The sequence below is a fragment of the Oscillatoria sp. FACHB-1407 genome, from assembly GCF_014697545.1.
Taxonomy (GTDB): domain Bacteria; phylum Cyanobacteriota; class Cyanobacteriia; order Elainellales; family Elainellaceae; genus FACHB-1407.
Genome location: NZ_JACJSA010000003.1, coordinates 97,598 through 115,221 on the forward strand (window position 1 = coordinate 97,598; position 17,624 = coordinate 115,221).

The following is a 17,624-nucleotide window of genomic DNA, read 5'->3' on the forward strand; positions in this document are numbered from 1 at the left end:
CGAAAATGGCACGAGTGAAACCCATGGGTGTGGTGAATTCCACTGATTCTGAACAAATTCAATACGCGATTCACCCGCCCAGTGCCTATGTTTTGTCGCACCTGGGGCAGTTGCTGCCGGATTGGTCAGTGACGGCATCCTCCATGCTGCTGGTGTTGCAGCGTAGCCCGTGTGCCTTGTTTGACCGTACCCCCCAAACCGAAGCCAACAAAAACCGCCTGCGAACGCAGTTTCTCGAACTGGGGCTTCACTTTGCCGCGATTCTGCGAGATAGGGGCTATGCGGCTGAGGTGTTTGACCCCAAAACGGGGTTGCCGATGCTGTCGTCCCCAGGGGCGTTGGTATTGGATGATGTGGCGATCGCTCGTGCTGTCCTGGGCTACGCCACTCTAAATCATGGAAACTGCTCTATCTTGCTGCACCCCACCTGGGGCAGTGCGGTCTATCCTTCAACGCTAATTTCCTCCGCACCCTGCTATGTGTTAGCGGAGATCGTCAATCGTAGTGTAGGGAAGTAGAGAAAAAAGAAGAGGGAAGAGGGAAAAAGAAGAGGGAAGAAGGATAAAGGCTGAAGGATAAAGGATAAAAGGAAACCGTGCAGAGTGCCACAGGGGCATGGATGCAAGATTAGAGAGGTTGAGCGATAACAATTGGGCTATGTCAATTAACGTGGGTTAGAGCGAAGACAGGATGGGGCTTTACACAAAGTTCTAAACCCATTCCAGCATCACACACTGACTCGTAGCATTCTCTCTTCACTCTTCATTTTTCGCTTTTCATTCTTCACTCTTCACTCTTCACTCTTCGTTTTTCCTTCTTCCTTCTTCAAAACGGTACGTCATCATCTGGATCACCTCCAACATCAAGTGATTCTGGCGATGGGCTGCCAGTCTCACTGGTGCTGCTTCCACTGTCGAGACTGACGATTTGCCCGTTAAACATTTGGGCAAAGCTCTTTGCGGCTTTGGCGACATCATCTTCGTCCTGCCATGCAACGGGATGGGCTGGAGGGATCTCCAGGGAAGCAGGGGGAGGTGGAGAAGGGGAGGCAGCGGCAGGTGGGGAAGGGGAAGGCGATGAAGCAGGGGGGGAGGTAGGAGGAGGTGGACTGGAGTCAGGATAGCTGGGTGGGGGAGGCGATTTGACAATTGGCTTTGATGATTCTGGTTGTTGCGGTTTTGCCGGAGCCGCTTCGGGTTGTGCCTCGATCGTTCCCGCTGCCATCACGGCCAGAGCAACCTTAATTTTGCGATCGAGCACCTTTTGAAATGCTTCTTCGACATCGGGCAATTTGCTCTGGGCAATCTTAAACAGATTTTGACTGCTGATGCCGATTTCGGCTTGATGTTCTTTCAGCGCGAGTAACCGCCCGTGATCCTTTAGCAGAGCTTTGCTGAGGGGATGCAGATGCTCAATAATCTGCTGCCAGATGCGCTGTAAGTCCGGCGAGGGAGTCGCAACAGGAATGGTTGCAACAGGTTCAGAGGGCTGAGGAGCGGGAATCTCTTCCTCGGCTTCTTCGACAGGAGTATCGATCTCAGGTGCTTTGCCATTGGAAGTCGTTGGTTCTGGTTGAGAGGGTTCAGCGATCGCCGGAGCAGACTGACGTGGACTGGGGGCAGGAGCAGGGGTGGGCTGTGTTGGGCTGACGGGAGTCTGTCGAGTAGAGGCAGGAGATTGGGGTAGAGTGCGGATTGGTGTTCCTGACTCTGGGGCAGTGGTGGCGATCGCCGACGGCAACAATCCCATCAACGTGACTTCCAACCACAATCGGGGTTGGCTGGTGTTTTTGATCTGGGCTTCACTGGTGCGGAGGTGCTTTTGCCCTGCGAGAATCCAGGTGATATCGACCGATTGCACAAAGGCACACATCTTTGCCCAGGTGGAGTCGGTGATGGCCACTAAATCCTGGCGATCGCTTGCGGTTTTGGCAATCAGCAGATCTCGGTAAAAGCTGGCGAGGTTTTGCAGCACGATCAGTGGCTCCCGTCCCCGATCCATCAGATGACGAGTCTTGTCCAACACGGCACTGGGCGCATCCTGGGCGATCGCCATGGTCAATTCCAACAATTCTCGCTCTGGCACCGCCCCCACCAGATCCCACACTCGTTCAACGGTGATCTCGCCTTCTAACAGGCTCAGTTGATCCAGCAAACTCTCGGCATCCCGCAATCCTCCCTGCGCGATTTGCGCCACCAGTTGAATCGCCTCATCCGCAATGTCGATCGCTTCTTTTTGAGCGATCATACTCAGGTGCTGCACCATATCTTCCAGGTCGATGCGCCGAAAGTCAAACCGCTGACAGCGCGAAATAATGGTGGGCAATACTTTTTGTGGATCGGTGGTAGCCAGAACAAACACGACGCGATCGGGCGGTTCCTCCAGCGTTTTGAGCAAGGCATTGAACGCGGCGGTGCTCAACATATGGCATTCGTCCACCACATACACTTTGTAGCGACACTGGACTGGGGCAAACTGCGATCGCTCAATCAGTTCTCGAATGTTATCAACCCCCGTGTTACTGGCAGCGTCTATCTCAATCACATCCAGCGCAGCACCACTGGCGATCATCCGGCAGACCTCGCAGACTCCACAGGGTTGTGCTGTGGGAACATCACTGCTCTGGCAATTGAGAGACTTAGCAAAAATTCGCGCACTGGAGGTTTTGCCCGTGCCACGTGCCCCTGTAAACAAATAGGCAGGGGCAATCCGTTGCTGTTGCAGGGCATTGGTCAGGGTTTGGGCGATCGCCCCCTGTCCCACCAGTTCAGCAAAGGTTTGAGGACGATATTTGTGATGAAGCGGTTCGTACGGCATGGCTTTACTCCTATCCTCTAGGGTAAGCGATCGCCAGCAAGGATCTGTCCCACGGCAGAACAAACCCCTGTGATTTTTTAGTGTCGATACAATAGAGTGATGAAGAATGGTCAATGGTTAATGGTCAGTGGTCAATGGTCAATGGTCAATGGTTAATGGTCAGTGGCTTCGCCGTGAGCTTAGTCGAACGGTCAATGGTCAGTGGTCAATGGTCAGTGGTCAATAGTCAGGGGTTGATGGTAGAAACGATTAACCATTGACAATTGACGATTAACGCTCTTCACAACTAACGGTTGATGCTAAAAACGATTGACAATTAACAATTGACAATTGACGCTCCCCATAACTAACGGTTGATGGTAGAAACGATTAACCATTGACAATTGACAATTGACGATGCTCATGGTTAGACACCCTTCCACTCCTCTACTCACTCCCCCTGCTTCTGCTTATGGACAGCCTGAACGACCTGAAAATCCAAGCGTTTTCACTGGCGCAGCTTGTATTAGATACGCTGTTGCCGGATGATTTGGAGCAGGCGATTCATCAGATAGGACGCACGGTAACGGAGGAGGAGGCGCAGGCAGTCACATCGATTCAAAACCTGGTGGAGCATCATGGGTGTCTTCGCAAGCCCTATGAAGTGGTCTACGGCGATCTGCAAGACCATCGTCAACGCTTACAGCAGGTCAACTTCAACGTTCAAGAAATTAGCCGTTCAGTTGCACCTCCCTGGAAACCAGTTGCCGCCTCACTGCTGTTGGCAGACAATCCCCGTGAAACGGCTCGACTCGTGACTAAAAAAGTGATTGCTCAGGTCGATTTCCGGGAGGCTCTGAATGGGCTGCATACCTTCTGGTCAACGTTGATGCGGTTAGTGCAGGATTTAGAGTTTCAAGAAGCGGCTGTTTTGCGATCGCTAATCCGCCATCCGATGACAGTCGAAGACATGAGCCATACGCTAGGTTGGCCCGTGGAACATATTCAGGCGATCGTGGCTTCACTCTGGGCAGCAGGGGCGATCGACGTGACCAGGGGGCATCTGTTACACCGCCTGTTTCCGGTGAGTAAGCCGGAGTCTGAGGTTAAGAAGGAACTTGACCTAGGCGACTATTTCACCATCACAATGAGAGGGCACTTTCGTTTGCGTCCTTTAGTTAAACCTGCGGAGCCTCAAGGGGTAATTTGATGACGTGGCTCATCGATTGGCTTCCCTGGATTGCTGTTGCTATCATTCCAGGACTGGTAAATACGGTCGTTGCCTTTAACGAACTCAACGAGCGTTGTAAAGAACTTCCTTTTTTTGAACCCTACAAAATTCCGGGGGTGTGGCTGTGGGCTCTGATCGAGTTCTCGCTGCCCGTTGGCATCTTTCTCATTCGAGCCTCTCTACTCACGCAACCTGCGATCGATGGGTGGCTCATATTTGATGCTGTTTTGGTCTACGGCATCGGTTTCACCGCTCTGCTCAACGCCAAGATCAAACTCGGCTCTGGTTTCTATGACATCAAGTCGCTCTACGATGCGCTGGTCGGCGTCGCCTACGGCATGATCGAAAACAACCAGAAACGCCGCGCCGCTGCCTTCTGGACAGATGTTGAAACCGCACTGGGCAGTCTGCCCGACTTCACTGCTGGGCTGACCTATCTCGCCAACTACTTTGCGATCGAAGTCAGGAATCCTCAACCGGAAAAGAACTACGAACGACGACTGGCAGATGCTGCCACGATTACGGTGCGATCGGAGCAGACTAAAGCGGTGCGATCGCTCCTGATGGATGTGAATCGACGCGACCTGATCGATGTGTTGCAGCGGTTTGGTTGCCCCAATGACTTGCTGCAAACCTATTTTCCGCGCCGCTATGCCCGTTTTGTAAAGAGTAAGGGGAAGGGTTGAGGGTGCTTAGATCTCCAACTTCTTCAAGAAGTTGGAGATCTGAAACTCCTGTTTAGAACCATAGGCGATCGCCCGTAGTGACACACTTAAATCTTTCAGCGACAATTTTATAGAGAAGTGTTTGGGAACCAACGATGCCAGATGACTACATTGTGATCGTGACGGAGGAAGCAGACGAAATCTCTGTTCCCGTCGAAGGGCAACGCGGATGGGGTGAAGAGGTTCGCAAACGCATCTCCAGTCTGAAGGAAGTCCGGTTGCCTGTTGCTCAACTAGAGCAAAACATGAGTCAGTTTTTGCGCCTGATCGGTCGCTTGTTCAAACAGGTGGATCAAGAAATTGGGTCAGAATCGGGGATGAAGCTGGATGAGGTGGAGCTTTCGGTGGAGATCAGCGGCGAAGGAGAGGTTAAATTAGTGGCAGGCGGAAAAGCCGCTGGAAAAGGTGCGATTAAGCTGAAGTTTACCCGATCCGATAAGCAGTAAATGGCAAGCAATTGGGCGATCGTCATTGGCATTAATCAGTATCGATTTCTGCAACCGCTAAAATACGCCAAGCGGGATGCCGAAGCGATCAGTGCTTTTCTCGCTCAGGAAGCCAAATTCGATCGCGTCTATTTGTTTACCGATGACTCGCCTGCCATTGGCGGCAAGCCAACAGAGCCGTTTCGGGCAAACTTGCTGCGCGTGTTGCGCCAGATCTTTGCAGCACCGTTCATGCAGGATGGTGATAACTTCTGGTTTTTCTTTAGTGGGCATGGCATTCCCCACAATGGGCAAGATTACCTCATGCCTTTGGATGGCGACCCCGAAGACATTGAAAACACAGGCATTTCGACAAACACGATTACGAATTACCTGCGGAGTTGCGGCGCAGATAACGCGGTGATGATTTTGGATGCCTGTCGCAGTGGTGGTAAGAAAGCTGGCGAAGGCGTTGGCAGACAAACAGAGTCAGAAGCCCGACAGACCGGGGTGATCAGTCTCTTTTCGTGCAGTCCTGATCAGTATTCCTATGAACTGGAGGCGATCGCCCAGGGAGCCTTTACCCATGCCCTGTTAGAAGGATTGGGTATTCGCGGTCGGTGTGCCACAGTCGAGCGACTAAACCAATATCTGGAGCATCGCGTACCGGAACTGGTCAGTCAACACTTGGGACGAGTGCGGCAGACCCCCTACACCATTGCCGAACCGCTCAACCGCGCTCACCTGATCTTGATGCCCCAGCACGCCAGCCTGACAGATATTGCCACGCTGAAAAATGATGCCTACCGTGCCCAAGTTAATCAAAACTGGGATTTAGCCCAACAACTGTGGATTCGAGTTTTGGCGGCAGCTTCAGGTCGAGATATGGACGCGATCGAAGCATTGCAAAGGATAGCGGTTGCGAAAGCCAGTGGCACAATCCCGATTCAGTCTCAACCCCAACCAATAAAATCCCCTGCTCAACCTAAATCGTCCTCACTCACTCCTCCACCTCCGGCACCTCCTTTAGAGATCCCCCCGCCTCCGGCACCCCCCTTATCAAGGGGGGTTGGGGGGGATCTGTTCGACATTCCCCTGGAATCAGAGAAGGGGATTGACTACACCCGATTACGCGACCTGCTAAAGGCAGGGGAATGGAAAAAGGCAGACCATGAAACCTATCTGCGAATGCTGGAAGCCGTTGGGCGAAAAGGAGGAGACTGGATTCGGGCTGAGGAACTGCTGAATTTCCCCTGCAAAGACCTGAAGACGATCGATCGCCTCTGGGTGCATTACAGCAACGGACATTTTGGCTTTAGCGTGCAGAAAAAGATTTATGTTGAATGCGGCGCGAAACTGGATGGCAAATATCCGGGTGATAAGATTTGGTATAAGTTTTGCGATCGCGTCGGCTGGCGCAAGGACAACCGCTACGTGAACTACTCCGACCTCAAATTCAATCCTTCAATTTCTCTCATGGGAGAATTACCGGGTTGTGGGGGGTGGTTGGGTGTTGGGGTTTGGTGGTTTGTGGATTCTCTTCTCTCGCACAGAGACTTGTAAACTGTAGCAGATAAAGGCTCCAGTTCGATCCAAACGTTTTATTTCAGAGCCTCTCCACACGGAAGAAGTGGTGTTTCGAGGATCTGTTACCTGGCACCGATGCTCACGGAATTTCAAACTGAATTCCGGCAATTTTGGGATCAAAACAATTTGCCAGCACAAATTTCTTTGCTACCTGACGAATTTCTTCTGCCGGGGCTTCCCACTCGTTCCACAGCGATTGCTGCCCTGGGCTGGTTTTCTTTTTGATCTGGCTCTTGGCTTTAATCTCTGCCAAAAGCTTGCTTCCCCAATGACTTTTCTTCTCTGGCTTAGGTTGCGGTTTGTACTTCTTGCAAAACTTGCGATATGCCGCCGCGCAGATGTCTAGCGTCGTTCCCAACGCCAAAAATGCCGGATGCCATTGGGTAATGCCATCATCCGTTAATCGCTCATAACTGCCATAGTTGCTGAAGTCATAGAACCAGCCCTGCTGCATATTGGCAGCTTTGGGATTGCCGTGGATATAGCGCAGGGTGTTTAAGGCTCGACGTTTGTCGCTGATGGGGAACCCAGTGCTGTGATATCGCTTTTCCCAAAAGTGTCCGGTGCGGTTCAACATGCGGTTAAAACACATAGCTGTAAACCAGTTCAGCCAATGCATAACTCTGGGCAAATCGTTTGGTTTGTTGGGTTCCATCAGATAATGCACATGGTTGCTCATGATACACAAGGCATACAGTTTGAACTCAAATTTGTCCTGACATCGCTTGAGGGCGTAGAGCAAGATTTCTCTACACTCCAGCCGAATCAGGCGAAATTCACGGTTATTGCAGCGCATAGTGATGTGATAGCAATACTCAGCTTTAAGATTGCGGCAGTGATACGCCATAGCAAGATACGGATAACAAGTCAGATCTCACCTTCTAAACAAAACTTAAGGTTAGGAGAAGCGTTTAAGTGATGAGCGATATGCTAAGGGTATGCCATCCAAGGAAGTGTCATGACTATCAAAATCATTGATATTGCTGATGCTCAAAATCAGTTAGCAGACCTCATTGCTCAGGTTGCAACCGGGGTTGAAATTATTTTGACCCATCAGCAGATTCCGCAGGCACGGCTATTGCCAATTCATCCAGCCTCTACTCGCCGTACCCCAGGACTGCATCGGGGCAAAATCACCATGAGTCCAGACTTCGATGCTCCCCTGCCCGATCAATTCTGGACGGGTGAACCGTGAAACTTCTCCTAGACACCCATGCCTTTGTCTGGTGGGATAGTAATCCAGAGCAACTATCAAATACTGCTCTCAATTTGCTTGCTGACTCTACCAATGAACTATTGTTGAGTGTTGCCAGTATTTGGGAAATTCAAGTCAAGCGTCAGTTGGGAAAACTCAGCTTGCAATCATCCCTTTCTGAAATTTTGACTGCACAGCAAACAACAAATGCTCTCTCTATCTTGCCAATTAACGTAGAGCATGTTTTGACACTCGACCAACTACCAGCGATCCACAAAGATCCCTTCGATCGCATTTTAATTGCTCAAGCGATCTACGAAGATGCAGTGCTTGTCAGTACTGATTCAGTGTTCGCGTCCTATCCCGTTCAAACGATTTGGTAACTCAGGTTCGCTTGATCGTCTACGATCCAGAAGAGGAGGTGATCACCCAATGGCAGAAGGAAGATCAGTATCGGCAATTCGTCCAACGCCTACTTTGCCTCCAACCGAATCTCCTGCAAAATCTTAGAGACTTCCTCCTCTGAATGGTGATATCGTGCCAGCACTTTTGCAGTCGAATCCATAACCTGACTAGCAAACAATTGACTCAAATCCTGACGTAGGCATTTGCCAATATAGAACTTAAGCAACGCTTCTAACGGCATCTCGCGTTGCTCTGCTACCTTTTTGAGTGACTCCAGCGTGTCTTTAGGAATTTGCAGCGCAACCGTTTCAGACTCTCTTGGATGAACTATTAATTCCAAATCTTCCCCAAAGTCCAAATCATCATTGTTCATATAGCCTCCACTTCAGTGAACTAACTCCCTCCCTTTAAAAGGCTGTTGATGTCTTGTGCGGCATACAAAATTCGCACAATTTCTACAGCATCATCACGATCGCAATAGAAAATAAGGTATTTTTTGAAATTTTTGACTGCCCATTTGCGTAAGCCCTGCAAACGCGGGTTAGTAGACGGATATGAACTACCGATACCTGGCATTCTCGCTATTTGAGCGATCGTTAATCTTGCAGAATCAAAAAAGCGTAAGGCTGTCTCAACATCATTTTCTGAAATATACGCGAAGTGATCATCAAGATCTTGACTTGCTCTGGGGGTGATAATAATCCGCTTGGTCATGTATCTGACTGATGAACTTGCTCAACGAGTTGATCCCGCTTCTGAGTCCACCAGTCATCTGTCACCTCAACTGGCTCTCCACTATCCAACCCCTCTAATAACAGCGATTCAATCTGCTCTTGTTGAGCAATGCGTTCCTGCTCTCGCAAAATCAAATGATAAATATACTCATTGACCGTGCTGAAACCAGCCGCCGTTGCCTGTTCTTCTACAAACGCTAAAATTTGGTCTGGCAGTGTCACGTTTAGCATTGAAGCTCAACCCCAAAACCTAAGCTATCTGCGTTTAGCATAACTAAAAGATTTGTAGGTTCAAATCGGGTATGCCGCGCAAATCAGAGTAGGCTTAAAGATTCTCACGTAAGATTGGATAGTTCATGTTGAAAGTTAGCATTGAGGACGCGGCAAAAGACCTGCGATCGCTCCTGGAGCGCGTCTCAAGTGGTGAAGCAATCATCCTGATGAATCAGGATAAAGAAGTGGCTCACCTCATCCCTCCTCCAGAGCGTCATCCAGCCAGTTCTGAAGCGGTTGAACCACCTGGAGCAGGCAGCAACACCCCTCGCCGGATTCAAAGCATCTACACTGATGGAGCCTGCTCTGGCAACCCCGGACGGGGAGGATGGGGCACGGTAGTCTACTTCACCGATGGCACGGTACATGAGATGGGAGGAGCCGACTCGCAAACGACCAACAACCGCATGGAGATGCAAGCCGCGATCGCCGCTCTCCAGTTCTACAAGGAGTCGGGGCAACCGGAACCGATCACCCTCTACACCGACAGCGAATATGTGATGAAGGGCGCGACACAGTGGATTCAAGGTTGGAAGAAAAAAGGCTGGAAGACGGCGGCAGGTAAGGCAGTCTTGAATCAGGACTTGTGGGAGGAGATCGATCGCCTCAACTCGAAGCAAGTCACCTGGAAATATGTGCGGGGACACAGCGGCAACGTGGGCAATGAGCGGTGTGATGCGATCGCCCGGAGCTTTTCAATGGGTAAGCCTGTATTGAATTGATGCACACAGTACCGCTGACCTGAGAGCAAGGCGATACAATCCTGGTGTAGGTGTGCTCAAGCCTTTAGCCAGGTGTTCGCGATGGTTGATTCAGCGACTCCCGCCCCCTCAATTGATGCGTCCGACAATTTACCGCGTGAAGTGCGAGTGGCTCAGCTTCGCAACACGGTAGACATGCTGCATATGGCAGATGAGATTGCCAATCGTGGCTATTTGATCACCAGTTCAGAGTTGGCGGATTTGATGGATGTCAACGCCAGTGCGGTGACCAGTCGAGGAGATAACTGGGTCTGGCGGAATTGGGTTGTTTCGCGGGTGCGGCGAGAGGGGAACCAGATTCTCTGGCAGTTAGAGCGGGTTGATTAGAGGGAGAGGGAGTGGGGAATGGGGAGTAGGGAGTGGAGAGACGCGATTAATCGCGTCTTTACAGGCATAGCGTCTTTACAATAGAAAAAGAGGTATTTTCGAGTGGCGCGATCGCTATGTATTTGACCTGGTTAGACAGCAACTCCTGGCTAATTGAGATGGGGAATAAGCGGATTTTGCTTGACCCCTGGTTGGTTGGAAATCTGGTGTTTGGCAATATGCCGTGGCTGTTTCAGGGAATGCGATCGCAACCTCGCCCCATTCCAGAGGTGATCGATCTGATTTTGTTGTCGCAGGGGTTGGAGGATCATGCCCATCCAGACACCTTAAAGCAACTGGATCGCTCCATTCCAGTCGTAGCCTCACCCAATGCGGCAAAGGTAGTGCAGGAGTTGGGGTATAGCCAGATTACCAGCTTGGCGCATGGAGAATCCTACATGCTGACCGATAGCGTCACGATTCAGGCATTTCCCGGTTCGCCGATTGGTCCCTTTTTGACAGAGAATGCTTACCTGCTGCGAGAAGCCAGTAGTGGACAGACGCTCTACTACGAACCTCACGGCTATCACGCCGAGGCAGTTCGGGCGATCGCCCCGGTCGATGTAGTGATCACACCAATGGTCAGTTTGGAAGTTCCTCTCTTAGGCGCAATCATTCAGGGACACAAAACCGCTTTGCAGGTGGCGCAGTGGTTGCGACCCCAGGTGATGTTACCCACCGCAGCAGGTGGTGATATTTCCTTCACCGGATTTCTAAATAGTGTTCTGCGCGGCTCGGGCAGTATTGCAGACTTGCGGACGCAATTGGCGGAGAATGGATTAACAACGCAGGTGATCGAGCCAAAACCGGGCGATCGCCTGGAGATTTCTCTGGAGAACCGCGTGTCGGTGTAATGGATCTGTATGGAAAATACTGCCTGGATGGATTGGATTTTGGGTGGAGTGGCGATCGCTGTTCTGCTAGGAGGATTGTTTTTGCTGTTTAGCGGTGTCAACTCCATGAATCGCAGTCAGAGGAAATGAAAGGATAAAATGGGTGAGTCAGTAGTCAATGGTCAATAGTCAGTGGTCAATGGTCAGTAGCAGCAATCAACCATTGACGATTGACAATTGACAATTGACCGGGGTCAATAGCAGTAACCAACCATTAACGATTGACAATTGACAATTGACAATTAACGATTAACAGTTGACCGAAGCTAATCGGCAGTGGTCAGCTATCAACCATTGACAATTGACAATTGACCACTAACCCTTCACCCTTCACCCTCTATCCCTTCTCCTATTGCTGCTCTGACACGTCTAGCCAGACCTCATCTGTCCCATGATGAGCGGTTTTGACCCACTTCAACTGCTTCGGACGGATGGAGAGGCGAGCCGACATCGAGATAATCACCGGGAACCAGTGAAGCATATAGAATGTACCGCGCACTGCTTCAAAGAACAAAGTCCAGGGAGATTGGGAATGCTGGGTTTGAGCCTGTGTTGCTTGCCCCAATCGCATTCTCTTCAAGCCAATCATCATGCCCAACACGGTCATGGTCAGCGTCAGACTGGTCATGGGTGCAAAAATGGGCATCGTGTTACGGGCGATCGCCATCATCATGTCGGGTAACGCCGCTGTGGGCATGATGTATTGCAGCAACCAGAAGATAAACAGATCAACCGTTTTGCGAGTACCCAACCGATTTCGAGCCAGCAACCGCCAGTAGTCGAGATATCGCTGATAGCCACCTTCTGCCCAACGATTGCGCTGGTGCCACAAGCCCACGGCACGGGTGACTCCCTCCTCAATCACAGGTGGAAACATGAGGAAGTCAATATCCCAGTGATCAAGATGGAGGCGCACCGTCAGGTCGAGGTCGTCAGTGATGGTTTCTTCATTCCAACCACCACAGCTAGCCAGTGCCACACGACGAACAAACTGCCCGTTGCCACGTAGTTCACCGATGCCACCCAGGGCAATGCGTTGTTGCTGGAAGTAGCTGTCTATTGCCATTTCAGCAACCTGCCCTTGAATCCAGAAGTTTTTGGCATCAGGATGAGTTGCCAGTTGTGCCTGGGCGATCGCCTTCCGCACCTGCACGGCACCAACTTCTTGTCGCTCAAACAGAGGCAACACCCGACGCAGCAGGTCTTGGGGTACCTGAGCATCGGCGTCAAACACGCCCAGGATTTCGCCTCTGGCACGAGTCCACACGTCGTTCAGTGCGCCCGACTTTCCTCCGCCCGCATCTGGGGCACGATGCACCACCCGCAATTGCTCATAGTCTTTTGCCAACCGATCGAGCAACACTCCAGTGCGATCGCTGCTGTTGTCGTTGATCACCCACAGTTCATAGCGGCTAGCAGGATAGTCTAAACTACACAGAGTTTTGACCAGCGAGGGAATCACTGCTTCTTCATTTTTCGCTGCAACTAGCAACGAAACAAAGGGTAATTTTTCAGGATCTTGTTCGGTTAAGGGTTGAGGTACGGGTAAAGATCGGGTCATCAACATCCGCAGCAGGTGAATGCCGATGAACGTCGTCACACACAACACAAACCAGGAACCCCAGGATACTAAATGTAGGGCAATTGTACTGCTCCAAATAACGGTCAACGCCAGAGCCGCTTTGCGTCTGCGTCCCCCTAATCCCCGGTAATAGTGAGTATTAATATCATCAATCTCAGATAAGTCTGAGGTGAGCGCGCTAATCGGCTCCAGTTCGTTATAGGAATCGCTATCGTACCAAGTACTTCCCGGCATAAATCACCTAGTTGAATCACACGAGGCTGTCCACATCCCACAAACACCAGAAGCGAGGCTGTTGCACCTCGCCTACCCACGCATGCTTTCGAGGACTACACAGCTTAGTTTGTGCATTCCCAGCAGTAGTGTATCAATTATTAAGCGATTTAAAAAACTTTGAGGTTTTGCAAATGACCGATCGCCTATCGATTAAAACGGGGGTCTAACCCATCTCGCAGTCCGTCACCGAGCAGGTTAAACGCCAGCACCATCAGTGTGATTACCAATCCCGGAAAGACAATTGTCCACGGAGAAGAGAGGGAATAACCTCCGGTAAAGGAATCTGACAACATGGTTCCTAGTTCCGGGGTGGGGGGTTGGGCACCCAAACCGAGAAAGCCCAGACCTGCCGCTTCTAACGTTGCTGTACCAATCGAGAGGGTCGCCTGCACGACCAGGGGTGCCAGACTCGCAGGCAGAATGTGCAAAAAGATAATGCGGCTGGGGGTCGCTCCAAAGGCTCGTACGGTCTGGACAAAATCTTGTTCGCGCAGGGTCAACACCATGCTGCGGGTAAGGCGAATAAAGATAGGAATTTGCACAATGCCCACTGCAATCATCACCCCGGTCAGACTGGGACCCACGACCGTGACAACGGCGATCGCCAGCAAAATCGACGGAAACGACAGTAAAATATCCGTGAACCAGCCAATCAGCGTCTCCACCCATCCACGAAAATATCCGGCGACCAACCCCAGCAGCGTACCGATTACCAACCCTAACCCCACCGAAAAGACGCTAACCAGTAGCGAAATCCGAATGCCGTACCACACCAGCGTCAGCATATCTCGCCCTAGCCCATCGGTGCCAAACCAGTGCTCTACACTGGGTCCAACCAAACGGGAGGTGTAATCCCTTGCAGTAGCTGGGTCAAAGGGATTGAGCACCGGAGCCAAAATTGCCAACGCCATCAACGCCACGGTGAGAAACAGCCCAACCTTACCAGAGAGCGATCGCAATACACGCTTCCAGGCTTTGTTGAAGGACGATTGAGGAGCAGCTTTAACGGGAGGGGAGAGGGTTTCCATCTAAGAAAGAAGAATGAAAAAAGAAGAGAGAAAAAGGAGAAATGGGGAGTAGGGAGTGGGGAATAGGGAGCAGCACACTTATCTACCGATTTACTCAGTACTATCAACTACTGACTATTGACCATTAACCACTGACCATGGGCTACTAACTATTGACCACTGACCACTGACTATTGACCACTGACTATTGACCATTGACCACTGACCATTGGCTACTAACTATTGACCACCGACCACTGACTATTGACCACTGACTATTGACTATTGACCACTGACCACTGACTATTGACTATTGACTATTGACTCCTAAACCCTACTTGTATTGAATCCTCGGATCGAGAAAGGCATAGGAGATATCTGTCAGCAAATTCAGCAACACGAAGACGATCGCCACAAACACGACACCGCCCTGCACAACTGGATAGTCTCGCGCCAAGATGCCCTCATAAATCCAGGAGCCGATACCGGGCCATGAGAAGATGGTCTCCGTCAAAATCGCGCCCCCCAGCAACGTGCCAAACTGCAACCCGATAATCGTGATAACGGGCAACAGCGCATTCTTTAGAGCGTGTTTTGAGATCACCCACCGTTCTAATAAACCTTTAGCCCTTGCCGTGCGGATGTAGTCTTGAGACAACACCTCCAACATGGCACTGCGAGTAATGCGAGCCACGATCGCCAGGGGAATAGTTCCCAGCGTCAGGGCAGGCAAGATTAGATGGGACAGGGCATTGGCAAAAATGGGCAGGTTAAATTGCAATAACGAATCCAGCAAATAAAACCCAGTGATGACATTAAAGTTAAATCCCTCGTTAATGCCCAGGCGGCCACTGGGGGGCAACCACCGCAAATTCACCGCAAACAGATAAATCAGTAGCAAGCCCAGCCAATACACGGGCATCGACACCCCAATCAGAGAACCGCTCATCGCGAGATTATCGACCCAGCCATTTTTACGAACCGCTGCCAGGATACCTGCGGGAACTCCCACAATTACGGCAAATAGCATGGCGGCAACCGATAACTCAAAGGTGGCGGGCCAACGGATGCGAATTTCCTCAACGATCGGGATGCCCGTAATAATGCTGCGTCCCAAGTCGAGGTGAAGTATCTGATTGAGAAACGCCAGATATTGCAAGGGTAGGGGTTTGTTTAAACCCAAATTTTCCCGAATGATTTCGATTTGCTCTGGAGTTGCCCGTTCACCTCCCAGCACTACGGCTGGATCACCAGGAATCAGGTGCAAAAACAAAAAGACAAGTAGGGTAATGCCCAGCAATACGGGAATTAAGCCGAAAATGCGCCTGAGGATATAACGCAGCATGGAGGAAAGGGGGAGTGGGGAATAGGGAATGGGGAATGGGAAATGGGGAGAGACGCAATTAATCGCGTCTGTACTGAGCGGGTAATCGCGTCTGTACTGAGCGGGTAATCGCGTCTGTACTGAGCGGGTAATCGCGTCTGTATGGGTAATCGTGTTTGTACGAGAGAGATAGGTTAAGGCAGTAGGGGAGCGAAGGAGTAGGGAGATGGGTAGAGGAGTGGAGGAGTGAGAGGGTGGATAAACTCATCCTGTTTTCCCCCTATCCCTCTATCTCATGACTTCTCTACCCCTTCACTCCTTGACTTGTTGCTAGGTTTTCTCAACCTGCTCAAAGGACTCAGAACCGAGAGGGCTTGGCTCCCAGCCATTGATGTTGCTACGTGCTGCATTCAGTGGTTGAGAGTGGACGATGGGAATCCGCAATGCCTGCTCAAACAGGATTTTATCGACTTCGGCATAGAGGGGAATGCGCTCAGCCTCATCGCCTACCTTACGAGCATCATTGAGCAACTGGAAGACTTTGCTATCTTGCCAACTACCGATGTCTCTAGTTGCACCAGGTCCAAAGTGCGCGTAGTAGAAGTTATCGGGGTCGCCATAGTCGCCTGTCCAGCCCAACATAAAGGCTTGATAGCCGGGTTCCTTGTTGCGATCGTCCAGGTAAGCTGCCCAGTCTTTGGTGTTGAGCTTGACTCGAATGCCGATCGCACTCAAATCAGCTGCAAAGGCTTCAGCGATTGGTTTGGGGGTTGGGAAGTAGGGGCGAGATACGGGCATGTACCACAATTCCAGATCAAAGCCGTTGGGATAGCCAGCATCGGCTAACATCTGCTTAGCCTGTTCGGGGTTGTATTCGTAGTCGCCTAAGTCCTTGGCGCGGAAGTCTGCCAACGATTCGGGAATAAAGTGACTATCCACTTTTCCTAACTCACCCCAAAAGGCTTGAACGATCTCTGGGCGGTTAATCGCTTTGGCGATCGCCTGACGCACTTCGACCTTTGACAGCGGCTCGTAACTGGTGTTGAGTCCCAGATAGCCCACGTTAAACGAGGGACGATAAACCGTTGCCAGGTTGGTGTCGCTCTTTAACTCGTTCAATTGGTCGGGTGCCAAATCAATTGTGAAATCAATGCTACCCGATCGCAGTTCTGCTACCCGAGCAGCGGGTTCTGAGATAAAGCGAAAGACTAACTGCTCTTCTTTGGGTAAGCCCTGCTCCCAGTAATTAGGGTTCTTTTGGAGAACGATGCGATCGCCCGAAATCCACTCTTGCAGCACATAGGGACCTGTCCCTACAGCAACGGAACCAGAGATCCCATAATCGGTTCCGGCTTCCTGAATGGCGGTTGGGCTGGCGATGCCAAAATAACCTGAGGAAATCGCCGCTGGAAACGCGGCAAACGGTTCGTTGAAGACAAATTCTACCGTGTAGTCATCTACAACGTTGACTGCACTCAACGCCGAAGCTTCGTCACCCTTATACCCGCCAAACAAGCTCTGCCAAACCGTGTAGGTGCGACCTGCATTGCGATAGCCTTCAGGGTGGTTAGGATCCCACCAGCGTTCTACGTTGTATTTCACTGCTTCTGCATTGAAGTCAGTGCCATCGTGGAACTGGACCCCTTCTCGCAGCTTAAACGTCCAGGTTCTGCCATCTTCAGAGGCAGTCCATTCGGTTGCCAAACTGGGCACTAAATCAGTGCTACCAGGGGCGTTGTCAATCAAGCGGTTGTAAATTTGTTGCTGAGCATAGATTGAGTTGCCATCCTCAATGTTTCCAGGCTCCAAGTTGGCAGGTTGCCCTCCCAAACCAAAGACCAGAGCTGTTTGGTCGCCTGCTGCCGCAGGACTCCCAGTTGGAGAACTGGCGTTATCCGTTGCAGGAGGAGCACCACAGTTGGTTAGAACGACAGTCATTGCAGCGACCAGCACTAGCAATGCGGTTCGCCACCGTTTTAATTGCCTGAGCATACCTAAATTCTTTCCTTAAAATGGAGACTGCAATTAGGAGTGATGTAGCATT

General features: G+C 51.0%; 20 protein-coding genes. 11 read left to right on the forward strand and 9 right to left on the reverse strand.

Translation table 11 applies throughout. The features are described from left to right. The first annotated feature begins 5 nt into the window (after nucleotides 1-5). A complete protein-coding gene (locus tag H6G89_RS06320) occupies nucleotides 6-518 on the forward strand; it encodes a methylmalonic aciduria and homocystinuria type D protein (protein ID WP_190504465.1) in 513 nt (170 codons plus the stop codon). Between the two features lie 307 nt (nucleotides 519-825). Here H6G89_RS06320 and H6G89_RS06325 read toward each other — a convergent pair whose 3' ends face one another. After that, the gene (locus H6G89_RS06325; RefSeq protein ID WP_190504466.1) at nucleotides 826-2,817 is read right to left on the reverse strand and encodes a DNA polymerase III subunit gamma/tau; all 1,992 of its coding nucleotides are present in this window, start codon (nucleotides 2,815-2,817) and stop codon (nucleotides 826-828) included. Between the two features lie 113 nt (nucleotides 2,818-2,930). Here H6G89_RS06325 and H6G89_RS06330 point away from each other — a divergent pair, with 113 nt between their 5' ends. The 5 genes from H6G89_RS06330 (at nucleotide 2,931) to H6G89_RS06350 (ending at nucleotide 6,740) form a co-directional block, all read left to right on the forward strand. After that, nucleotides 2,931-3,077 (forward strand): hypothetical protein, encoded by a 147-nt coding sequence (locus tag H6G89_RS06330; RefSeq protein ID WP_190504467.1) that lies wholly within the window; start codon nucleotides 2,931-2,933, stop codon nucleotides 3,075-3,077. Between the two features lie 191 nt (nucleotides 3,078-3,268). Beyond that, complete coding sequence (locus H6G89_RS06335; RefSeq protein ID WP_190504468.1) at nucleotides 3,269-4,006, forward strand: hypothetical protein; 738 nt, start codon at nucleotides 3,269-3,271, stop codon at nucleotides 4,004-4,006. After that, entirely contained in the window at nucleotides 4,006-4,713 is a 708-nt protein-coding gene (locus H6G89_RS06340; RefSeq protein ID WP_190504469.1) for a hypothetical protein, read from the forward strand. The genes H6G89_RS06335 and H6G89_RS06340 overlap by 1 nt, the downstream gene beginning before the upstream one ends. A 134-nt stretch (nucleotides 4,714-4,847) precedes the next feature. Then, nucleotides 4,848-5,198, forward strand: a complete 351-nt coding sequence (locus tag H6G89_RS06345; protein ID WP_190504470.1) for a Pepco domain-containing protein — start codon at nucleotides 4,848-4,850, stop codon at nucleotides 5,196-5,198. Beyond that, complete coding sequence (locus tag H6G89_RS06350) at nucleotides 5,199-6,740, forward strand: GUN4 domain-containing protein (RefSeq protein ID WP_190504471.1); 1,542 nt, start codon at nucleotides 5,199-5,201, stop codon at nucleotides 6,738-6,740. It abuts the gene before it with no gap. A 103-nt stretch (nucleotides 6,741-6,843) separates the two neighbouring features. Here H6G89_RS06350 and H6G89_RS06355 read toward each other — a convergent pair whose 3' ends face one another. Then, nucleotides 6,844-7,611 (reverse strand): transposase, encoded by a 768-nt coding sequence (locus tag H6G89_RS06355; protein WP_190504472.1) that lies wholly within the window; start codon nucleotides 7,609-7,611, stop codon nucleotides 6,844-6,846. 111 nt (nucleotides 7,612-7,722) lie between these two features. Between H6G89_RS06355 and H6G89_RS06360 the strand changes: the two genes are divergently transcribed. Together H6G89_RS06360 and H6G89_RS06365 are read left to right on the forward strand one after the other, a co-directional pair. Then, nucleotides 7,723-7,959: a type II toxin-antitoxin system Phd/YefM family antitoxin gene (locus H6G89_RS06360; protein WP_190504473.1), complete on the forward strand. Its 237-nt coding sequence runs from the start codon at nucleotides 7,723-7,725 to the stop codon at nucleotides 7,957-7,959. Beyond that, nucleotides 7,956-8,342, forward strand: a complete 387-nt coding sequence (locus H6G89_RS06365) for a type II toxin-antitoxin system VapC family toxin (protein WP_190504474.1) — start codon at nucleotides 7,956-7,958, stop codon at nucleotides 8,340-8,342. Before H6G89_RS06360 ends, H6G89_RS06365 begins: the two co-directional genes overlap by 4 nt. Nucleotides 8,343-8,431: 89 nt before the next feature. Here H6G89_RS06365 and H6G89_RS06370 read toward each other — a convergent pair whose 3' ends face one another. Genes H6G89_RS06370 through H6G89_RS06380 form a run of 3 tightly spaced genes read right to left on the reverse strand, consistent with a single transcriptional unit; the run spans nucleotide 8,432 to nucleotide 9,329 of the window. Then, the gene (locus H6G89_RS06370; protein ID WP_190504475.1) at nucleotides 8,432-8,737 is read right to left on the reverse strand and encodes a hypothetical protein; all 306 of its coding nucleotides are present in this window, start codon (nucleotides 8,735-8,737) and stop codon (nucleotides 8,432-8,434) included. Between the two features lie 20 nt (nucleotides 8,738-8,757). Continuing rightward, nucleotides 8,758-9,078: a type II toxin-antitoxin system RelE/ParE family toxin gene (locus H6G89_RS06375; protein ID WP_190504476.1), complete on the reverse strand. Its 321-nt coding sequence runs from the start codon at nucleotides 9,076-9,078 to the stop codon at nucleotides 8,758-8,760. Further along, complete coding sequence (locus tag H6G89_RS06380; protein ID WP_190504477.1) at nucleotides 9,075-9,329, reverse strand: ribbon-helix-helix domain-containing protein; 255 nt, start codon at nucleotides 9,327-9,329, stop codon at nucleotides 9,075-9,077. The genes H6G89_RS06375 and H6G89_RS06380 overlap by 4 nt, the downstream gene beginning before the upstream one ends. 125 nt (nucleotides 9,330-9,454) lie before the next feature. Between H6G89_RS06380 and rnhA the strand changes: the two genes are divergently transcribed. From rnhA to H6G89_RS06390, 3 genes are all read left to right on the forward strand, one after another. Further along, nucleotides 9,455-10,093 (forward strand): ribonuclease HI, encoded by a 639-nt coding sequence (gene rnhA, locus H6G89_RS36205; RefSeq protein WP_309229659.1) that lies wholly within the window; start codon nucleotides 9,455-9,457, stop codon nucleotides 10,091-10,093. A gap of 81 nt (nucleotides 10,094-10,174) precedes the next feature. Then, the gene (locus H6G89_RS36210) at nucleotides 10,175-10,459 is read left to right on the forward strand and encodes a hypothetical protein (protein ID WP_199336565.1); all 285 of its coding nucleotides are present in this window, start codon (nucleotides 10,175-10,177) and stop codon (nucleotides 10,457-10,459) included. A gap of 116 nt (nucleotides 10,460-10,575) precedes the next feature. Further along, nucleotides 10,576-11,352, forward strand: a complete 777-nt coding sequence (locus H6G89_RS06390; protein WP_190504478.1) for an MBL fold metallo-hydrolase — start codon at nucleotides 10,576-10,578, stop codon at nucleotides 11,350-11,352. A 388-nt stretch (nucleotides 11,353-11,740) separates the two neighbouring features. Here the strand turns inward: H6G89_RS06390 and H6G89_RS06395 are convergent, their stop codons facing one another. The 4 genes from H6G89_RS06395 to H6G89_RS06410 all read right to left on the reverse strand — a co-directional run bounded on the left by H6G89_RS06395 (nucleotide 11,741) and on the right by H6G89_RS06410 (nucleotide 17,572). Beyond that, on the reverse strand, nucleotides 11,741-13,207 hold the full coding sequence (locus H6G89_RS06395) for a glycosyltransferase (protein WP_190504479.1): 1,467 nt from the start codon (nucleotides 13,205-13,207) through the stop codon (nucleotides 11,741-11,743). A gap of 185 nt (nucleotides 13,208-13,392) precedes the next feature. Continuing rightward, a complete protein-coding gene (locus H6G89_RS06400) occupies nucleotides 13,393-14,277 on the reverse strand; it encodes an ABC transporter permease (RefSeq protein ID WP_190504480.1) in 885 nt (294 codons plus the stop codon). Nucleotides 14,278-14,590: 313 nt separating this feature from the next. Further along, nucleotides 14,591-15,601 (reverse strand): ABC transporter permease, encoded by a 1,011-nt coding sequence (locus H6G89_RS06405; RefSeq protein WP_190504481.1) that lies wholly within the window; start codon nucleotides 15,599-15,601, stop codon nucleotides 14,591-14,593. Nucleotides 15,602-15,910: 309 nt separating this feature from the next. Beyond that, a complete protein-coding gene (locus tag H6G89_RS06410) occupies nucleotides 15,911-17,572 on the reverse strand; it encodes an ABC transporter substrate-binding protein (RefSeq protein WP_190504482.1) in 1,662 nt (553 codons plus the stop codon). Between the last annotated feature and the right edge of the window lie 52 nt (nucleotides 17,573-17,624).

Coding starts and splice junctions, on each gene's coding strand:
- H6G89_RS06320 (WP_190504465.1), top strand. CDS start 6: ATGGCACGAGTGAAACCCATGGGTGTGGTGAATTCCACTGATTCTGAA.
- H6G89_RS06325 (WP_190504466.1), bottom strand. CDS start 2,817: ATGCCGTACGAACCGCTTCATCACAAATATCGTCCTCAAACCTTTGCT.
- H6G89_RS06330 (WP_190504467.1), top strand. CDS start 2,931: ATGGTTAATGGTCAGTGGTCAATGGTCAATGGTCAATGGTTAATGGTC.
- H6G89_RS06335 (WP_190504468.1), top strand. CDS start 3,269: ATGGACAGCCTGAACGACCTGAAAATCCAAGCGTTTTCACTGGCGCAG.
- H6G89_RS06340 (WP_190504469.1), top strand. CDS start 4,006: ATGACGTGGCTCATCGATTGGCTTCCCTGGATTGCTGTTGCTATCATT.
- H6G89_RS06345 (WP_190504470.1), top strand. CDS start 4,848: ATGCCAGATGACTACATTGTGATCGTGACGGAGGAAGCAGACGAAATC.
- H6G89_RS06350 (WP_190504471.1), top strand. CDS start 5,199: ATGGCAAGCAATTGGGCGATCGTCATTGGCATTAATCAGTATCGATTT.
- H6G89_RS06355 (WP_190504472.1), bottom strand. CDS start 7,611: ATGGCGTATCACTGCCGCAATCTTAAAGCTGAGTATTGCTATCACATC.
- H6G89_RS06360 (WP_190504473.1), top strand. CDS start 7,723: ATGACTATCAAAATCATTGATATTGCTGATGCTCAAAATCAGTTAGCA.
- H6G89_RS06370 (WP_190504475.1), bottom strand. CDS start 8,737: ATGAACAATGATGATTTGGACTTTGGGGAAGATTTGGAATTAATAGTT.
- H6G89_RS06375 (WP_190504476.1), bottom strand. CDS start 9,078: ATGACCAAGCGGATTATTATCACCCCCAGAGCAAGTCAAGATCTTGAT.
- H6G89_RS06380 (WP_190504477.1), bottom strand. CDS start 9,329: ATGCTAAACGTGACACTGCCAGACCAAATTTTAGCGTTTGTAGAAGAA.
- rnhA (WP_309229659.1), top strand. CDS start 9,455: ATGTTGAAAGTTAGCATTGAGGACGCGGCAAAAGACCTGCGATCGCTC.
- H6G89_RS36210 (WP_199336565.1), top strand. CDS start 10,175: ATGGTTGATTCAGCGACTCCCGCCCCCTCAATTGATGCGTCCGACAAT.
- H6G89_RS06390 (WP_190504478.1), top strand. CDS start 10,576: ATGTATTTGACCTGGTTAGACAGCAACTCCTGGCTAATTGAGATGGGG.
- H6G89_RS06395 (WP_190504479.1), bottom strand. CDS start 13,207: ATGCCGGGAAGTACTTGGTACGATAGCGATTCCTATAACGAACTGGAG.
- H6G89_RS06400 (WP_190504480.1), bottom strand. CDS start 14,277: ATGGAAACCCTCTCCCCTCCCGTTAAAGCTGCTCCTCAATCGTCCTTC.
- H6G89_RS06405 (WP_190504481.1), bottom strand. CDS start 15,601: ATGCTGCGTTATATCCTCAGGCGCATTTTCGGCTTAATTCCCGTATTG.
- H6G89_RS06410 (WP_190504482.1), bottom strand. CDS start 17,572: ATGCTCAGGCAATTAAAACGGTGGCGAACCGCATTGCTAGTGCTGGTC.